The organism is Streptomyces gilvus, from assembly GCF_022513565.1.
In the GTDB taxonomy this organism is placed as follows: Bacteria; Actinomycetota; Actinomycetes; order Streptomycetales; family Streptomycetaceae; genus Streptomyces; species Streptomyces gilvus.
In genome coordinates this window covers 80795-96218 of sequence record NZ_JAKWBE010000015.1, presented here as the reverse complement: position 1 = coordinate 96218, position 15424 = coordinate 80795, and the positions used below count along the sequence as shown (strand labels likewise).

The following is a 15424-nucleotide window of genomic DNA, read 5'->3' as shown; positions in this document are numbered from 1 at the left end:
GGAGGTCAGCCGCCGGCCGCCTCCGCGGCGGCGGGCACGGACGTCTCCGTCTCCGTCTTTGACCGCTGCTCCCTCTCCTCCTCCGGCATCCGCCGCATGAGCACGCCGTACCCGATCGCCGCTGCCGTCCCGACGGCCGTGCACAGCCCCCACAGCCACTCGGCACCGAACCGGTCGATGACCAGGCCGGACATCAGCGGCGCGACGAGCGCGGCCAGCGACCAGGACAGGGTGTAGACGCCTTGGTAGCGGCCGCGCCCGTGCACCGGAGAGAGCCGTACGACGATCCCCGTCTGCGTGGGGGCGTTGATCATCTCGCCCAGGGTCCACACGCACACGATCAGCGCGAAGACGCCGACCGACCCGGCGAAGGAGGTGAGCCCGAAGCCGTATCCCGCGAGGACCGACGAGACGACGAGCAGCCGACGCGGGTCGCGGTCCTGGATGAACCGGGTGAGCGGGATCTGCAGCGCGACGACCAGGATGCCGTTGACGGCGATCGCGAGACCGTAGTCGGCGGGTGTGAACCCGGCCTCGCCCATGGCGACCGGCAGCCCGACCGAGCCCTGCTGGAAGACGAGGGCGACGAGGAAGGACAGCCCGACGACCCCCATGTACCGCCTGTCGCGCAGCACGGTCCCGAGGCCGATTCCCTCCTCGGCCGCCTTCTGGGTCGCCGTCCGCTCGGGCCGCGACTCGGGCAGCTTCAGGAACACGACCACCGCGCACAGGGCCGTCATCCCGGCCTCGATCAGGAACCCGGCGAGGTAGCTGAACTCGGCGATGAACCCGGCGGCCATGGAGGAGACGGCGAAGCCGAGGTTGATGGCCCAGTAGTTCAGTGAGAAGGCCCGTATCCGGTCCTCGGGCCGCACGATGTCGGCCATCATCGCCTGCACGGCGGGCCGGGAGGCGTTGGAGGCCATGCCGACGAGAAAGGCGACGGCGGCGATCGCGACCGGGTCGTGCACGAAGCCGAGCAGGGCGACGGAGGCGGCGGTGGCGGACTGGGCGACGAGCAGGGTGGGCCGCCGCCCGAGCCGGTCGGCCATCACCCCGCCGCCCAGCGACGAGACGACCCCGCCGAGGCCGTGCAGCGAGGCGACGAGACCGGCGTAGGAGGCGGAGTACCCGCGGTCGAGTGTCAGGTACAGCGCCATGAAGGTGGCGACGAAGGAGCCGAGCCGGTTGACGAGGGTGCTGGTCCACAGCCACCAGAACTCGCGGGGGAGTCCCGAGACGGTCTCACGGGCGGCACGTCTCAGACTGGCGACGGGCATGGCGGATCCCCCACGGATGTAAGTGTCACTGACGGCAAGGACAACTTACGAGTGCCGGGCGGGCGCGAGCCACTCAATTAGCAGATGCGGTCAACTGTCCGGCCTTCGGGCAGCCACACGGCGGGACGAACCCGTGGATTACGCTCTGACCCATGGCCGACGCACCGTACAAGCTGATCCTCCTCCGCCACGGCGAGAGCGAGTGGAACGCGAAGAACCTGTTCACCGGCTGGGTGGACGTCAACCTCAACGAGAAGGGCGAGAAGGAGGCAGTCCGCGGTGGCGAGCTCCTGAAGGACGCCGACCTTCTCCCCGACGTGGTCCACACGTCCCTCCAGAAGCGGGCGATCCGCACGGCACAGCTGGCCCTCGAGGCCGCCGACCGCCACTGGATCCCGGTCCACCGCAGCTGGCGCCTGAACGAGCGCCACTACGGCGCCCTCCAGGGCAAGGACAAGGCGCAGACCCTCGCCGAGTTCGGCGAGGAGCAGTTCATGCTGTGGCGCCGCTCCTACGACACCCCGCCGCCGCCGCTCGAGGACGGCACGGAGTTCTCCCAGTCCGCCGACCCCCGCTACGCGACGATCCCGCCGGAGCTCCGCCCCCGCACGGAGTGCCTGAAGGACGTCGTCATCCGCATGCTCCCGTACTGGTACGACGGCATCGTCCCCGACCTCCTCGCCGGCCGCACGGTCCTCGTCGCCGCCCACGGCAACAGCCTCCGCGCCCTGGTCAAGCACCTGGACGGCATCTCGGACGCGGACATCGCGGGCCTGAACATCCCGACCGGCATCCCCCTCTCCTACGAACTCGACCCCGACTTCAAGCCCCTGACCCCGGGCGGCACCTACCTCGACCCGGAGGCGGCGGCAGCGGCGATCGAGGCAGTGAAGAACCAGGGCAAGAAGAAGTAACCGCCCACGAAGAAGCCCCCTGCCTGCGGATTTCGCGCGGGCAGGGGGCTTGTTCCGTGTGACGGGGGTCAGGTCAGGTGGTGAAGATCAGGTACTTCCAGGAGCCGTGGGTCGTCGAGTTGACGTTGTCGCCTGACTTTGTGTCGACGTAGGACGAGCGGATGCGGAAGCGGATGCCTGTGGGTGGGGTGCCGGTGAGGACCAGGGTGTCCTTGCCGGAGGAGTCCAGGGCGAGGAACTCCGTGTGGGTCGTGCGCCAGGCGCCCTGGTAGAAGCCCTGGACCTCCACCTCGTACTTGCGGCCGGGGTAGGCGGTCATGGCCGTGGCGAAGGCCGGATCCTTGGACTTGTGGTAGACGCGGTACGTCTGTCCCCAGGCCGACCGGCTCTTGTAGTAGCCGCTCAGCGCGGTCGAGACGTGGACCTGGGTGCCGACCGTGCTGGTGGCCGTCGCGGCGGCGGTGCGGGTGTCGCCGGTGAACCTGGCCGTCAGCTTGGTGTCCCGGGTCAGGGTGAGCGTGGCGGAGAGGTTTCCCGACGAGTCGACCGTCCCCGTTTTGATCAGCTTGTTGGGCTTGTCGGCGCCGTACGGGTCCGCGTACAGGGCGACCGTGCGGTTCTTGTACGTCGTCCCCAGGTGCGCGGTGAACTTCACCGCGGTGTCGTACGCGTACACCTTGCCGTTGTTGTTCAGCGTCAGCGACGTCGCCGTCTTGGTGACGTCCACCGTGCTCGTGGCCGTGGCGCCCGCGTGGTCGGCGTCGCCCGCGTAGGTGACGGTGTACGTCACCTTGCCGCCCGCAGGAGGGGCGTCGGCGAAGGCGTACGAGCCGTCGGCGGCCACCGTCGCCGTACCGAGCGGCTTCCCGGCCGGGGACTCGTCGTCGGTGCGGCTGACGGAGACCGTCGTACCGGACGGGAAGGCCGTGTCCGAGGTCAACGTGCCCGTGACCGAGAGGGACTTGGCGCGGGGCGCGGTGGCCGGCGCGGTCGCGGTGAGGGTGGTCGCCGCCTTGGTCGGGTCGTCGAGGACGCGGAGGGAGTAGACGTCCGCGTCGTTGTACGACACCGCGAACAGCCTGCTCCCGTCCGGCGCCCAGGCCAGCCCCGCCGCGGCGAGGGTGTCGGCGCCGCTGCTGGTACCGGTGTTGGGGAAGTCGTACTCCCGTACCGGCGTGGAGGCGCCCGGCTCGAAGACGTGGACGTCGGGCGCGTACCAGGAGAAGGTGCCCGCGGCGACCGTGCCGTCCGGGGCGATGTCGACCGCGTTCGGGTAGGAGGTGGTGGGATAGCCGCCGTCCTGCGAGAGGTCGGAGAGCCTGAACGCCTCGTGCTCGCCCGGGGACCCGCTGGCCGTGACGACGTCCTTGCCGTCCGGTGTGACGGCGAGGTCGCTGAGGTTGCTGCTGTTGCCCGGGTCGAAGGCGTAGGCGGTGCGGTCCGCGGAGCCCGACGAGACGTCGTACACGGCGAGTTCCACCGGGCTCTGGCTCGGGGCACCCGCGACGATCGTGTTCGGGGCGCCGGCCGAGGAGCCCAGGATCGGGGCGTAGCTCCAGTTCCTGGTGGTGTCCTGGTGGAGCGTGACGACCGGGTCGGTGCCGCTCAGATCGAGCGAACCGATGTTGCCGGTGCCCTGGCCGGCGTAGCCGAACCAGAGCTTGCCGCCGGCCAGCGCCGGGTACTCGGGCTGGCTGCCGGTGCCCGTCGGGTAGCGGTGGGCCTCGGTGGCGGTCGCGGTGTCGATGGAGACGATCGCGTCGGCGTCCTCGACGGCCGCGTACAAGGTGCCGGAGTCGGCGGACAGTTCGAGGCCTCGGACGCCGGGCAGCGAGCCGATCGTGCCGACGACCTGGCCGCTGTAGTCGGTCGCGACGACCTTTCCGTCCTTCGGGTCGCTGATGAAGACCCGCTGGTGTACGCCGTCCACGACGACGTCGCCGGTCGAGGTGACCGGCAGGATGGTGCTGGAGTCGGCCAGCGCGGGCGCGGCGGATGTCAGCGCGAGCGCGGCGGAGCTGAAGAGGACCGCGAGCGCCGTCGCGGCCGGAAGAGTGCGTATGCGCACGGTGGTTTCGAACCCCCGGAACGAAAAGAGCCCCTGAACTGGGGAATTGCCCGAGCGTAAGTGACGGGGGTGACGGCAGGGGCAAAAGGGGGTCAACGATGGTCAAAGAATGGGGACTCGGCCTCTGGGGTCCCTTCGTCTGCGGGGTGCGGATGCGTTGGACCGCTTCCGCGGAGGGGGCCTCGACCATGACGCGGGCCCCGGGGCGCGGGGGCACCGGGGCCTACGTGGATGTACGCCTCAACCGCACTGACAGGGGCCGCCCGACTGGCACCCGCAGCCGCAGCCCGAGCCGCAGCCGCACGCGCCGACGAGCGGGAGGCTCTTGATGTCGGCGGGCTGCTCCGTCTCGCGCTCCTGCGTCGGGTCGGGCGTGGTAGGGGCTTCGGCCATGGGTCCTCCTGGAGGCTCGGGCCTGGGCAGGACTGCTGCCTCACCCATTGCATGCCCACCGCGGCGGTCGCATCAACGGCGCACGGAGGCGCCACCACGCCCCCCGAAGCCCCCGCACTCCATCGAACACCGCCGCATACGCCCCCTCGCTCCGGGCTGCCCGGCTCCCCGGTGGCCTGGAACCTCCTGGGCCCCCGCCACCGGCCAGGACTTCGACCACCCGGGCTCCCTCGACCCCCGTCACACGCCAGGGCCTCCGGCGCCTACGCCCCCTCGACCCCCGCCACCGGCTGGATCTCCGGCTGGATGTCGGTCTGGAGGTCGTCGGCGTGTTCGCCCGTGACCAGGAACACCACGCGCTTGGCGACGGCCACCGCGTGGTCGGCGAAGCGCTCGTAGTAGCGGCCGAGGAGGGTGACGTCCACCGCCGTCTCGATGCCGTGCTTCCAGCGGTCGTCCAGCAGGTGCTGGAAGAGCGTGCGGTGCAGGAGGTCCATCTCGTCGTCGTCCTGCTCCAGCTGCATCGCGAGGTCGACGTCCTTGGTGATGATCACCTCCGCCGCCTTCGCCATCAGCCGCTGCGCGAGCTGGCCCATCTCCAGGATGGTCGCGTGCAGGTCGTGCGGAATCGCCCGCTCCGGGAAGCGCAGCCGGGCGAGCTTCGCCACGTGCTGGGCCAGGTCGCCCGAGCGCTCCAGGTCCGCGGACATCCTCAGCGAGGTCACGACGATCCGCAGGTCGGTCGCCACCGGCTGCTGACGGGCGAGGAGGGCTATGGCCCGCGCCTCCAGGTCGTGCTGCAGTTCGTCGACCTTCTGGTCGCCCTCGATCACGCTCTCGGCCAGCTTGAGGTCGGTGTCGAGGATGGCGGTCGTGGCGCGTCCGATCGCCGACCCGACCAGCCGGGCCATGTCCACCAGACCGTCACCGATCGAGTCAAGTTCCTCGTGGTACGCGTCCCGCATCAGGGGTCCCTCTCTTACGTATGCACGTCTGCACGTCTGCCTCGGGGATTCCGGGGATGAGAACCGGCCGCGAAACCGGTCCTGTGAACCCCACGCTCCCACGATCCGGCTCGAACGCGTCGGTTTCCGTCACCCCAAATGAACCATCCCTGGCTCCAAGGTGAACTCTGGGCGACGAGTGTTCGAGCTCGCACCTCGACGGCTGTGGGGATGTCGTACCCCCTGCTTAACCTGTTTGCATGGACGTGAACGCGGCGGTCGCCGCAGCGGCAGCGATCGCCGGGGTGCTCACCGGCGTCATCGCCATGCTGGCGTTCCGCTGGAGCGAGCGGGAGCAGAAGCGCCCCACCCGCACCTCCCTGCACACCGACCCGGTGCTTCCGCCGGGTGTGGACACCGTCCTGTCGGTGCTCCGGTCCTCGGCCGTCGTACTGGACGAGGCGGACACCGTGGTCAAGGCCAGCTCGGCGGCGTACGCCCTGGGACTGGTGCGCGGCGGCCGGCTCTCCGTCGAGCCGATGCTGCAGATGGCCCGGGACACCCGCAGGGACGGGGAGATACGGCAGGTGGAGCTGGATCTGCCCCGGCGCGGCACCGGACGGGGCGAGGCACTGGCCGTCTCCGCGCGCGTGGCGCCCCTCGGATCGCGGCTGGTGCTGCTCCTGGTCGAGGACCTGACCGAGGCCCGGCGGATCGAGGCGGTGCGGCGTGACTTCGTCGCGAACGTCAGCCATGAGCTGAAGACACCGGTCGGCGCGCTCTCCCTGCTGTCCGAGGCCGTCATGGACGCCTCCGACGACCCGGAGGCCGTCGAGCGCTTCGCCGGACGCATGCAGATAGAGGCCACCCGCCTGACCAACCTGGTCCAGGAGCTCATCGACCTCTCCCGGGTGCAGAACGACGACCCGCTGGAGGACGCCGAGCCCGTCCGCGTCGACGAGCTGGTCGCCGAGGCCATCGACCGCTGCCGCCACCAGGCCGGCACCAAGCAGATCACCATGGCCGCGGGCGGCACCGCCGACCTGCATGTGTGGGGCAACCGCGGCCAGCTCGCGGCCGCGCTCGGCAACCTCGTCGAGAACGCCGTCAACTACTCGCCGGCCCGTACCCGTGTGGGCATAGCCGCCCGTCGGGTGACCGCGCCCGGCGGTGACCTGATCGAGGTCGCCGTGACCGACCAGGGAATCGGTATCTCCGAGAAGGACAAGGAGCGCGTCTTCGAGCGCTTCTACCGCGTCGACCCCGCCCGCTCCCGTGCCACCGGTGGTACGGGCCTGGGGCTCGCGATCGTCAAGCATGTGGCCGCCTCGCACGGCGGGGAGGTCACGGTGTGGAGCGCCGAAGGCCAGGGCTCCACGTTCACTCTGCGGCTGCCGGAGGCGGGCGCGGCCCGAGACCGCGCCCAGCAGCACCCCGATCTCGGCGACCTCGACGACGAGGCCGGCGAATCCACCCCCCAGTCATCCCCGTACGAACCGCTTCCCGCCCCGGAGGTCCTTCCGTGACCCGAGTGCTCGTCGTCGAGGACGAGGAGTCCTTCTCCGACGCCCTGTCGTACATGCTCCGCAAGGAGGGCTTCGAGGTCGCCATCGCGGCCACGGGCCCCGACGGACTCGACGAGTTCGAGCGCAACGGCGCCGACCTCGTCCTCCTCGACCTGATGCTGCCGGGTCTGCCCGGTACGGAGGTGTGCCGCCAGCTGCGCGGCCGCTCCAACGTCCCGGTGATCATGGTGACCGCCAAGGACAGCGAGATCGACAAGGTCGTCGGCCTGGAGATAGGAGCCGATGACTATGTCACCAAGCCCTTCTCGTCGCGTGAGCTCGTCGCCCGTATCCGGGCCGTCCTGCGCCGCCGCGGCGAGCCCGAGGAGGTCACCCCGGCCGCCCTGGAGGCCGGGCCGGTCCGGATGGACGTGGACCGCCATGTGGTCACGGTCTCCGGCTCCAAGGTCGACCTGCCCCTCAAGGAGTTCGACCTGCTCGAGATGCTGCTGCGCAACGCCGGCCGCGTCCTGACCCGTATGCAGCTGATCGACCGCGTCTGGGGCGCCGACTACGTGGGCGACACCAAGACCCTCGACGTCCACGTCAAGCGCCTGCGCGCCAAGATCGAGCCCGACCCGGGCGCACCGCGGTACCTGGTGACGGTTCGGGGTCTCGGTTACAAGTTCGAGCCGTAAGCCACCGTACGTTCGAGCCTTGAGCCACCGTATGGCCCGTATATACGGACGAAGGGCGGGACCTCTCGGAGAGGTCCCGCCCTTCGGCGTACGACTGCTCAGTGGCCGGTGGCCGTCGCGCTCGCGGAGGCCGCGCTGGTGGGGTTGGCCGTGGGCGGCGTCGTCGTCTTCGAGGCGGACGGGTTCGGGGACGCCGTCGTGCTCTTGGTCGGCTTCGGGCTGGCGGACGGCGTGGTCGTCGGAACCGCGCTCGGGCCCCACTTGCTGAAGTAGCTCGCCGCCGGGACCACGAAGGCGCGCAGGCTCACGTCACCGGTCTTGCTGAAGGTGAAGGTGACCTTGCGGACGCTGCCGTCCTGGACGGCCTCGCGCCCGTTGGGCAGGGAGGCGCTGGCGTTGCCCTTGCCGCCGATGATCAGGGAGCCGTGCGCCGGGACGACGAGCTGGCCGTTGCCCTTGGCCGGCCTGAGCTCGGCGGTCTGGTTGACGTTGGGGAGGGTGATGGAGTCCACGGTCTGCGCGGTGTCACCGTTGTTGAAGAGGGTCGCGGAGATCACGGCGGGACCGGTCGCCTGGATGTCGGGCTGGGTGATGACCAGCGCGTTCTGGACCTTGATGTCACCGACCGTGACGGCCGCGTTGTCCGGCTTGACCTGCAGTGTCTGGGCGTCACTGCCGGCGGCGCACGCGGAGAGCGAGGCGATCGAGACTGCGATGGCGGCGGCGGCGAGAGCGCCGCGTCGAAGGCTGCTGCTCACGGCGGCGGCAACTCCTTGACTCGAGCGTGGCGGCCATAAAGCCGCCCTAAGTGTCTGTCAGCGGCCTTAGGTTACCGAGCCGTTCCCAGGCCACCGCACCCGACCCTCCCCCAAGCCCTCCGCTTCCCTCGGCAGGGGGTAGTCGAGGGAGCTCGTCCGGCATTCACATAACCGCGTCCGGCATACGCCAGGCACGGGCGCGCAAATTTTGCGTGAAGGAATGCGGAGCCGTTCCCGGAAATGGATCACGGGCCGCCCGGCCGGCCCCCGTGATCAATTCCGGAATCGATACGGAAGCGACTCACGCCACCGAACGGAGTAGCGGAAGTCGCACATCCGGAACCGGACATATGCGGACGTTCGCCCGCTTGGAGGGGGCTCCGGATGTGTGTAACGTACGCGTTTCACCTCGGCCGGAGAGCGGCTCCGACCTGCGAATACCTTCTTCCAGTGAGTGGGCGAAGCACGTTCCTGTTGCTGTTGTCAAGCCCCGAGATATGCCCTGACCTGCGAAAACGCCATTCAGAACCGCCGGTTTCCGTGTTACCCTGGATAGCCACGGAAGGGGTACCTGTCACATGACGTTCAAGGTTGGCGACACCGTGGTCTATCCCCATCACGGGGCCGCGCTGATCGAGGCCATCGAAACTCGCCAGATCAAAGGCGTGGACAAGACCTACTTGGTGCTGAAGGTCGCCCAGGGTGACCTGACGGTACGTGTGCCAGCGGACAATGCGGAGTTCGTCGGCGTACGTGATGTGGTCGGTCAGGACGGGCTGGACCGGGTCTTCGAGGTGCTGCGCGCGCCGTACGCCGAGGAGCCCACGAACTGGTCGCGTCGATACAAGGCAAACCTGGAGAAGCTCGCCTCCGGCGATGTCATCAAGGTCGCGGAAGTCGTGCGTGACCTGTGGCGTCGTGAGCGCGAGCGCGGACTCTCCGCCGGTGAGAAGCGCATGCTCGCCAAGGCCCGCCAGATCCTGGTGAGCGAGCTCGCCCTCGCGGAGAACACGAACGAGGACAAGGCCGAGGCTCTGCTCGACGAGGTCCTCGCGTCCTGAACGACTGACGCAGGCGTGCCAGCCCGCTTCAGCACTCAGTACATCGAAATGCCGCGGTGCCCGATGACATCTCCACTGTCGCCGGGCGCTGCGGCATGTTCGTACTCGGACGCCGTACGTACGTAAAACCTCGGGGGGTTCCCCCGATACTTGGCGTGCCGGGCCCGGGCAGCAGGCTCGACCAGTGTCACGGAAGGGTCCGGTCAAGGCGTCGCGCCCGGCACTTCCCAGGCCATACCCACGTAGGTCGAGCACACAAACCTGACAGGAACCGATGTCTGACGAATCGCGCCCTTCGCCCGCCCAAGCCCGCACGGAGGCCCGCTCGGATACCCGCTCGGAAACCCGCACCGCGGCCGTGATTCCGGCCGCCGGCCGGGGCGTACGCCTCGGGCCGGGCGCCCCCAAGGCGCTCCGTGCGCTGGGGGGCACCCCCATGCTCATCCACGCGGTGCGGGCGATGGCCGCGTCCCGCGCGGTCTCCCTGGTCGTCGTCGTGGCCCCGCCCGACGGCGCCGCCGAGGTCAAGTCCCTCCTCGACGCGCACGCGCTGCCCGAGCGGACGGACTTCCTGGTGGTCCCCGGCGGCGACTCCCGTCAGGAGTCCGTGCGGCTCGGCCTCGACGCGCTGCCGCCGGACTACGACATCGTGCTGGTCCACGACGCCGCCCGGCCGCTGGTGCCGGTCGACACGGTGGACGCGGTGATCGAGGCGGTACGGGACGGCGCCCCGGCCGTCGTACCGGCGCTGCCGCTCGCCGACACCGTCAAGGAGGTCGAGCCCGCGCCGGTCGCCGGGGACCCGGAGCCCGTCGTGGCCACCCCGGTCCGCGCGCGGCTGCGGGCCGTGCAGACACCGCAGGGTTTCGACCGGGCCACGCTGGTCAGGGCCCACGAGGAGGTCACCGAGGACGTCACCGACGACGCGAGCATGGTGGAGCGGCTCGGGCACACGGTGCTCCTCGTCCCAGGGCACGAGGAGGCCTTCAAGGTCACCCGCCCGCTGGACCTGGTCCTCGCGGAGGCGGTCCTGGCCCGCAGGAGGCTGAACGATGGCTTCTGAGACCTTTCCGCCCCTGCCCCGGGTCGGCATCGGCACCGACATCCACGCCTTCGAGGAGGGCCGCGAACTGTGGTGCGCCGGCCTGAAGTGGGAGGGCGAGGGGACGGGCCTGGCCGGCCACTCCGACGCGGACGTCGTCGCGCACGCCGCGTGCAACGCCCTGTTCTCCGCCGCCGGGCTCGGTGACCTGGGACAGCACTTCGGCACCGGCCGCCCGGAGTGGTCCGGCGCGTCCGGGGTGACCCTGCTGACGGAGGCCGCCCGCATCGTCCGCGGGGCGGGCTTCCGCATCGGCAACATCGCCGTCCAGGTCGTGGGCCCCCGCCCGAAGATCGGCAAGCGGCGCGACGAGGCGCAGAAGATCCTTTCCGAGGCGGCCGGAGCCCCGGTGTCGGTGTCGGGAGCGACGACGGACGGCCTGGGATTCCCCGGCCGGGGCGAAGGCCTCATGGCGGTGGCGACGGCGCTCGTGGTGCGGGAGGGGTAAACAAAGGGACCGCTCCACGCATACCCTCCGGCCCACTACCCTAGGTCTCGTGACTATTCGCCTGTACGACACCAGCGCCCGGCAGATCCGTGACTTCGCCCCGCTCAAGCCGGGCTGTGTCTCGATCTACCTCTGTGGTGCCACCGTGCAGGCCGCACCGCACATCGGGCACATCCGCTCGGGCCTCAACTTCGACATCCTGCGCCGCTGGTTCGACTACCGCGGCTATGACGTGACGTTCATCAGGAACGTCACGGACATCGACGACAAGATCATCGCCAAGAGCCACGAGCAGAACCGCCCGTGGTGGTCGATCGGCTACGAGAACGAGCGGGCGTTCAACGACGGCTACACCGCGCTCGGCTGCCTGCCGCCCACGTACGAACCGCGGGCGACCGGGCACGTGACCGAGATGGTCGAGATGATGCAGCGGCTCATCGAGCGCGGTCACGCCTACGAGGCGGACGGCAACGTCTACTTCGACGTGCGGTCCTTCCCGCAGTACCTGGAGCTGTCCCGGCAGGAGCTGGACAACCTGCTCCAGCCGTCGGGCGAGGGCGAGACCGGCAAGCGGGACCCGCGCGACTTCGCGATGTGGAAGACGGCGAAGCCGGGCGAGCCGACCTGGCCGACGCCCTGGGGGCCGGGCCGTCCCGGCTGGCACCTGGAGTGCTCGGCGATGGCGCACAAGTACCTCGGCAGCGCCTTCGACATCCACGGCGGCGGCATCGACCTGATCTTCCCCCACCACGAGAACGAGATCGCCCAGGCCAAGGCCTACGGCGACGACTTCGCGCGGTACTGGCTGCACAACGCCTGGGTGACCATCGCGGGCGAGAAGATGGCCAAGTCGCTCGGCAACTCCGTGCTGGTCTCCGAGATGACCAAGCGCTGGCGGCCCATCGTGCTGCGCTACTACCTCGGCACCCCGCACTACCGCTCGATGATCGAGTACAGCGAGGACGCGGTGCGCGAGGCCGAGTCGGCGTTCGCGCGGATCGAGGGCTTCATCCAGCGGGTCGTGGAGAAGGCCGGTCCGGTGGAGCCGTCCGCCGAGGTGCCGCCCGCCTTCGCCGAGGCGATGGACGACGACCTGGGCGTCCCACAGGCGCTCGCCGTCGTGCACACCACCGTCCGGCAGGGCAACTCCGCGCTCGCGGCCGACGACAAGGAAGCCGCGGTGGCCCGCCTCGCCGAGGTCCGGGCCATGCTCGGTGTCCTCGGCCTGGACCCGCTCGAGGCGCACTGGGCCGGTGAGGCGGACCGGGGCGAGGACCTGCACGGTGTCGTCGACACCCTGGTCCGTATGGTCCTCGACCAGCGCGAGGCCGCCCGGTCCCGCAAGGACTGGGCCACCGCGGACGCCATCCGCGACCAGCTCGGCCAGTCGGGACTGTCGATCGAGGACAGCCCGCAGGGCCCGCGCTGGAGCCTCGGCCCGCGCTGAGTCCGGGGCGCCGAGCAGAAGATCGATTGTGCCGCCCGGCCCTCCGGGCGGCACACTTCACAGACGTACGTACGACTTTCACGACAGACAGGTAGGTCATGGCCGCGAACAACCGCCGCATGTCCGGCAAGAAGGGCGCGCAGGTCGGCAGTGGCGGCCAGCGTCGCAAGGGCCTCGAGGGCAAGGGACCGACCCCGCCCGCCGAGATGCGCAAGGGCCACAAGAAGAACCGCGTCGCCACGGCCAAGGCGAAGCAGACCGCGCGCCGTCCCGCGCCCCGCGGCCGTGGCGGCAAGTCGTCCTCCGAGCTGGTCGTCGGCCGCAACCCGGTGGTCGAGGCGCTGCGCGAGGGCGTACCGGCCTCCACCCTCTACGTCCAGCAGTTCATCGACAACGACGAGCGCGTGCGCGAGGCGCTGCAGCTCGCCGCAGAGCGCGGCGGCATCAACCTCATGGAGGCCCCGCGCCCCGAGCTCGACCGGATGACCAACGGGCTCAACCACCAGGGGCTCGTGCTCCAGGTCCCGCCCTACGAGTACGCGCACCCCGAGGACCTGGCCGACGCCGCCTACGACGAGGGCGAGGACCCGCTGATCGTCGCGCTCGACGGGGTCACCGACCCGCGCAACCTCGGCGCCGTCGTCCGGTCCGTGTCCGCGTTCGGCGGCCACGGCGTCGTCGTACCCGAGCGGCGTGCGGCCGGGATGACGGCCGGCGCGTGGAAGACGTCGGCCGGTACGGCCGCCCGTACGCCCGTCGCCCGCGCCACGAACCTGACCCGCGCCCTGGAGGCGTACAAGAAGGCGGGCATCGTGATCGTCGGCCTCGCCGCCGACGGCGAGCACGAGATCGGTGAGCTGGAGGCCCTTCAGGGCCCGGTCGTGATCGTGGTCGGCAGCGAGGGCAAGGGCCTGTCCCGCCTGGTCGGCGAAACCTGCGACTTCCGCGTCCGGATCCCGATGCCGGGCGGGGCCGAGTCGCTCAACGCGGGTGTGGCCGCAGGGATTGTGCTCTACGAGGCCGCACGCCGACGGGCTTGAACACGCGTGCCCGTCTTCACCCGTGCGGGTCAATCTGGGCGTCCGGGGCAAGCTTGACGGGGTCCGGACACATCCGGCGGGTCAAAGCAGTGTCCTAAGCACACGTCACTCGGTTAGATGAGTGTGGACACCAGAACACCCCGCACACCCACGGGGGACCGCTCGTCGCGATTCGATTCCGGATTCGACGACGCTCCCGCGCTGAGCATGGTGAAGGTGCCGAGCGATCCGGCGCAGATCATCGTCAATCACGCCAGCTTCCGCGTGCAGCTCGGCGCGTCGACGCGCGCCCAACACCCGCGGATCGCACGGCACTTGAGCGTCGGCGAGGACACGACCCGGATGCCCGCGGGCGGCGTGCCGGCGGCCCGCCGCCGGCCGGTCGTGTGGAGCGGCAGGTCCGCCCCCGACGACACCGGCGCCCACCGCCTGCTCCAGGCCGTGCGGGCCGGCGTCCGGCGCGACGAGGACCCCTCCGCCGACGCCGGCGCCACCCAGGTCATCCCGCGCGTCGACACCGGCCCCACGTACGACGGGATCTACGACGAGCTGGACCGGAACGTCGCGACCCCGACGGTCGGCGCCCAGCGCAGCTACGAGGACACGGGCGGCACGCGCCTGCTGCCCCCCATGCGCACGGTGGGCAGCGCCTACGACGAGGAACCCCCGTACGGCGACGCGGACTTCGAGCCGGACGAGGCCGAGGAGCAGCGTTCCCGGCGGCACGGCGACGACCCCGCCCGGCACGCGTACTACCCGGGCCGCCGCATGAACCTGGGCGTGGTCCTCCTCCCGCTGCGCATCTTCCTCGGCTTCATCTCGATCTACGCCGGCATGGGCAAGCTGTGCGACCCCGTCTACTTCGACGGCGGCAAGCGCGGCTCCATGGTCAAGTGGCTCAACACCCTGCACCCCTGGGAAGTCGCCGAGCCACTGCGCCAGTTCGCCCTGCACCACCCCGTCGGCTCGGGCCTGGTCATCGCCTTCGCGCAGGTGATCGTCGGCGTCCTGACGGTCCTCGGCTGCTGGCAGCGGGTGGCCGCCGTCCTCGGCGCGCTGCTCTCCGCCGCGCTCATCGTCACCGTCAGCTGGAAGACCGTCCCCGCCTACGACGCCCCCGACATCATCTACCTCGCCGCCTGGTCCCCGCTGATCATCGCCGGCGCCCCCGTCTACTCCGTCGACGGCCGCATCGCGGGCCGCGCCTGGCGCCGTCTCGGACCCCGCTCCGACATCTGGGAGCTGCGCCGTTACGTCCTGCGCCGCGGCGCGCTCGTCACGGCCGTCACCGTCGGCCTCACGCTCCTCGTCGGCTCCCTGCTCGGCGGCGCGGTCCGTGACGCCGGCCGGGTGGTCGTGCCGGGCCCCGGTGAGGCGCCGCGCAACCAGTTGCCGGGCTCCCCGCTCCCGCAGGAGCCGGGCGAGCGGCACGAGCAGTCACCGTCCGCCTCCCACTCGCCCACCCACGGCGCGACCAGCCGGTCCACGCCGTCGGGCGCGGCGACGACCCCGAGCAGCACCGTGACGGGCGGCGTGCCCAGCCAGACCCAGGGCACGGCGGGCCAGACCATGCCCCACCACTCCGCCCCCTCCGGCGGCGGCGCCCCCAGCACCAGCTCCGGTCCCACGTCGGGCGGTTCGACGGGCGGCGGCACCGGCTCCGGCAGCGGCACCGGCTCCGGCGGCTCCTCCGGCCAACCGGGCCTGGTCGGCGGCCTGTTGGGGTAACCAGGCCGGTGGGCGACATTGTGGGCGAGCCCACCGGC

The 15424-nt window shown here is 70.7% G+C and carries 14 protein-coding genes; 9 read left to right on the top strand and 5 right to left on the bottom strand.

All coding sequences use genetic code 11. The features are described from left to right. Nucleotides 1-5 precede the first annotated feature (5 nt). Entirely contained in the window at nucleotides 6-1280 is a 1275-nt protein-coding gene (locus tag MKW14_RS23420; protein WP_240865116.1) for an MDR family MFS transporter, read from the bottom strand. 152 nt (nucleotides 1281-1432) lie between these two features. Between MKW14_RS23420 and MKW14_RS23415 the strand changes: the two genes are divergently transcribed. Next, nucleotides 1433-2194, top strand: a complete 762-nt coding sequence (locus MKW14_RS23415; protein WP_240865114.1) for a phosphoglyceromutase — start codon at nucleotides 1433-1435, stop codon at nucleotides 2192-2194. A 73-nt stretch (nucleotides 2195-2267) separates the two neighbouring features. Here MKW14_RS23415 and MKW14_RS23410 read toward each other — a convergent pair whose 3' ends face one another. The 3 genes from MKW14_RS23410 to phoU form a co-directional block, all read right to left on the bottom strand. Next, nucleotides 2268-4262, bottom strand: a complete 1995-nt coding sequence (locus MKW14_RS23410) for an Ig-like domain repeat protein (RefSeq protein WP_240865111.1) — start codon at nucleotides 4260-4262, stop codon at nucleotides 2268-2270. Nucleotides 4263-4502: 240 nt separating this feature from the next. Then, on the bottom strand, nucleotides 4503-4655 hold the full coding sequence (locus MKW14_RS23405; protein ID WP_240865109.1) for a hypothetical protein: 153 nt from the start codon (nucleotides 4653-4655) through the stop codon (nucleotides 4503-4505). A 263-nt stretch (nucleotides 4656-4918) separates the two neighbouring features. Then, a complete protein-coding gene (gene phoU, locus MKW14_RS23400; RefSeq protein ID WP_240865107.1) occupies nucleotides 4919-5620 on the bottom strand; it encodes a phosphate signaling complex protein PhoU in 702 nt (233 codons plus the stop codon). Nucleotides 5621-5859: 239 nt separating this feature from the next. Between phoU and phoR the strand changes: the two genes are divergently transcribed. Next, nucleotides 5860-7125: a two-component system sensor histidine kinase PhoR gene (phoR, locus tag MKW14_RS23395; RefSeq protein ID WP_240865106.1), complete on the top strand. Its 1266-nt coding sequence runs from the start codon at nucleotides 5860-5862 to the stop codon at nucleotides 7123-7125. A 5-nt stretch (nucleotides 7126-7130) separates the two neighbouring features. Continuing rightward, complete coding sequence (gene phoP / locus MKW14_RS23390) at nucleotides 7131-7802, top strand: two-component system response regulator PhoP (RefSeq protein WP_005476807.1); 672 nt, start codon at nucleotides 7131-7133, stop codon at nucleotides 7800-7802. A 98-nt stretch (nucleotides 7803-7900) separates the two neighbouring features. On the opposite strand, the gene MKW14_RS23385 is transcribed toward phoP, so the two are convergent. Further along, a complete protein-coding gene (locus tag MKW14_RS23385; protein WP_240865105.1) occupies nucleotides 7901-8560 on the bottom strand; it encodes a copper chaperone PCu(A)C domain-containing protein in 660 nt (219 codons plus the stop codon). A 578-nt stretch (nucleotides 8561-9138) separates the two neighbouring features. Here MKW14_RS23385 and MKW14_RS23380 point away from each other — a divergent pair. The 6 genes from MKW14_RS23380 (at nucleotide 9139) to MKW14_RS23355 (ending at nucleotide 15386) form a co-directional block, all read left to right on the top strand. Next, nucleotides 9139-9621: a CarD family transcriptional regulator gene (locus MKW14_RS23380; RefSeq protein ID WP_003953493.1), complete on the top strand. Its 483-nt coding sequence runs from the start codon at nucleotides 9139-9141 to the stop codon at nucleotides 9619-9621. A 274-nt stretch (nucleotides 9622-9895) separates the two neighbouring features. Next, on the top strand, nucleotides 9896-10684 hold the full coding sequence (gene ispD / locus MKW14_RS23375; RefSeq protein ID WP_240865104.1) for a 2-C-methyl-D-erythritol 4-phosphate cytidylyltransferase: 789 nt from the start codon (nucleotides 9896-9898) through the stop codon (nucleotides 10682-10684). Continuing rightward, on the top strand, nucleotides 10674-11171 hold the full coding sequence (ispF, locus tag MKW14_RS23370; protein WP_240865103.1) for a 2-C-methyl-D-erythritol 2,4-cyclodiphosphate synthase: 498 nt from the start codon (nucleotides 10674-10676) through the stop codon (nucleotides 11169-11171). Before ispD ends, ispF begins: the two co-directional genes overlap by 11 nt. A 49-nt stretch (nucleotides 11172-11220) precedes the next feature. Then, nucleotides 11221-12618 carry a cysteine--tRNA ligase gene (gene cysS, locus MKW14_RS23365; protein WP_240865100.1) on the top strand — a complete coding sequence of 466 codons (1398 nt, stop codon included), beginning with the start codon at nucleotides 11221-11223 and terminating at the stop codon, nucleotides 12616-12618. 98 nt (nucleotides 12619-12716) lie between these two features. Continuing rightward, the gene (gene rlmB, locus MKW14_RS23360) at nucleotides 12717-13658 is read left to right on the top strand and encodes a 23S rRNA (guanosine(2251)-2'-O)-methyltransferase RlmB (RefSeq protein ID WP_240865099.1); all 942 of its coding nucleotides are present in this window, start codon (nucleotides 12717-12719) and stop codon (nucleotides 13656-13658) included. Between the two features lie 117 nt (nucleotides 13659-13775). Further along, complete coding sequence (locus tag MKW14_RS23355; protein WP_240865097.1) at nucleotides 13776-15386, top strand: DoxX family protein; 1611 nt, start codon at nucleotides 13776-13778, stop codon at nucleotides 15384-15386. Nucleotides 15387-15424: the final 38 nt, after the last annotated feature.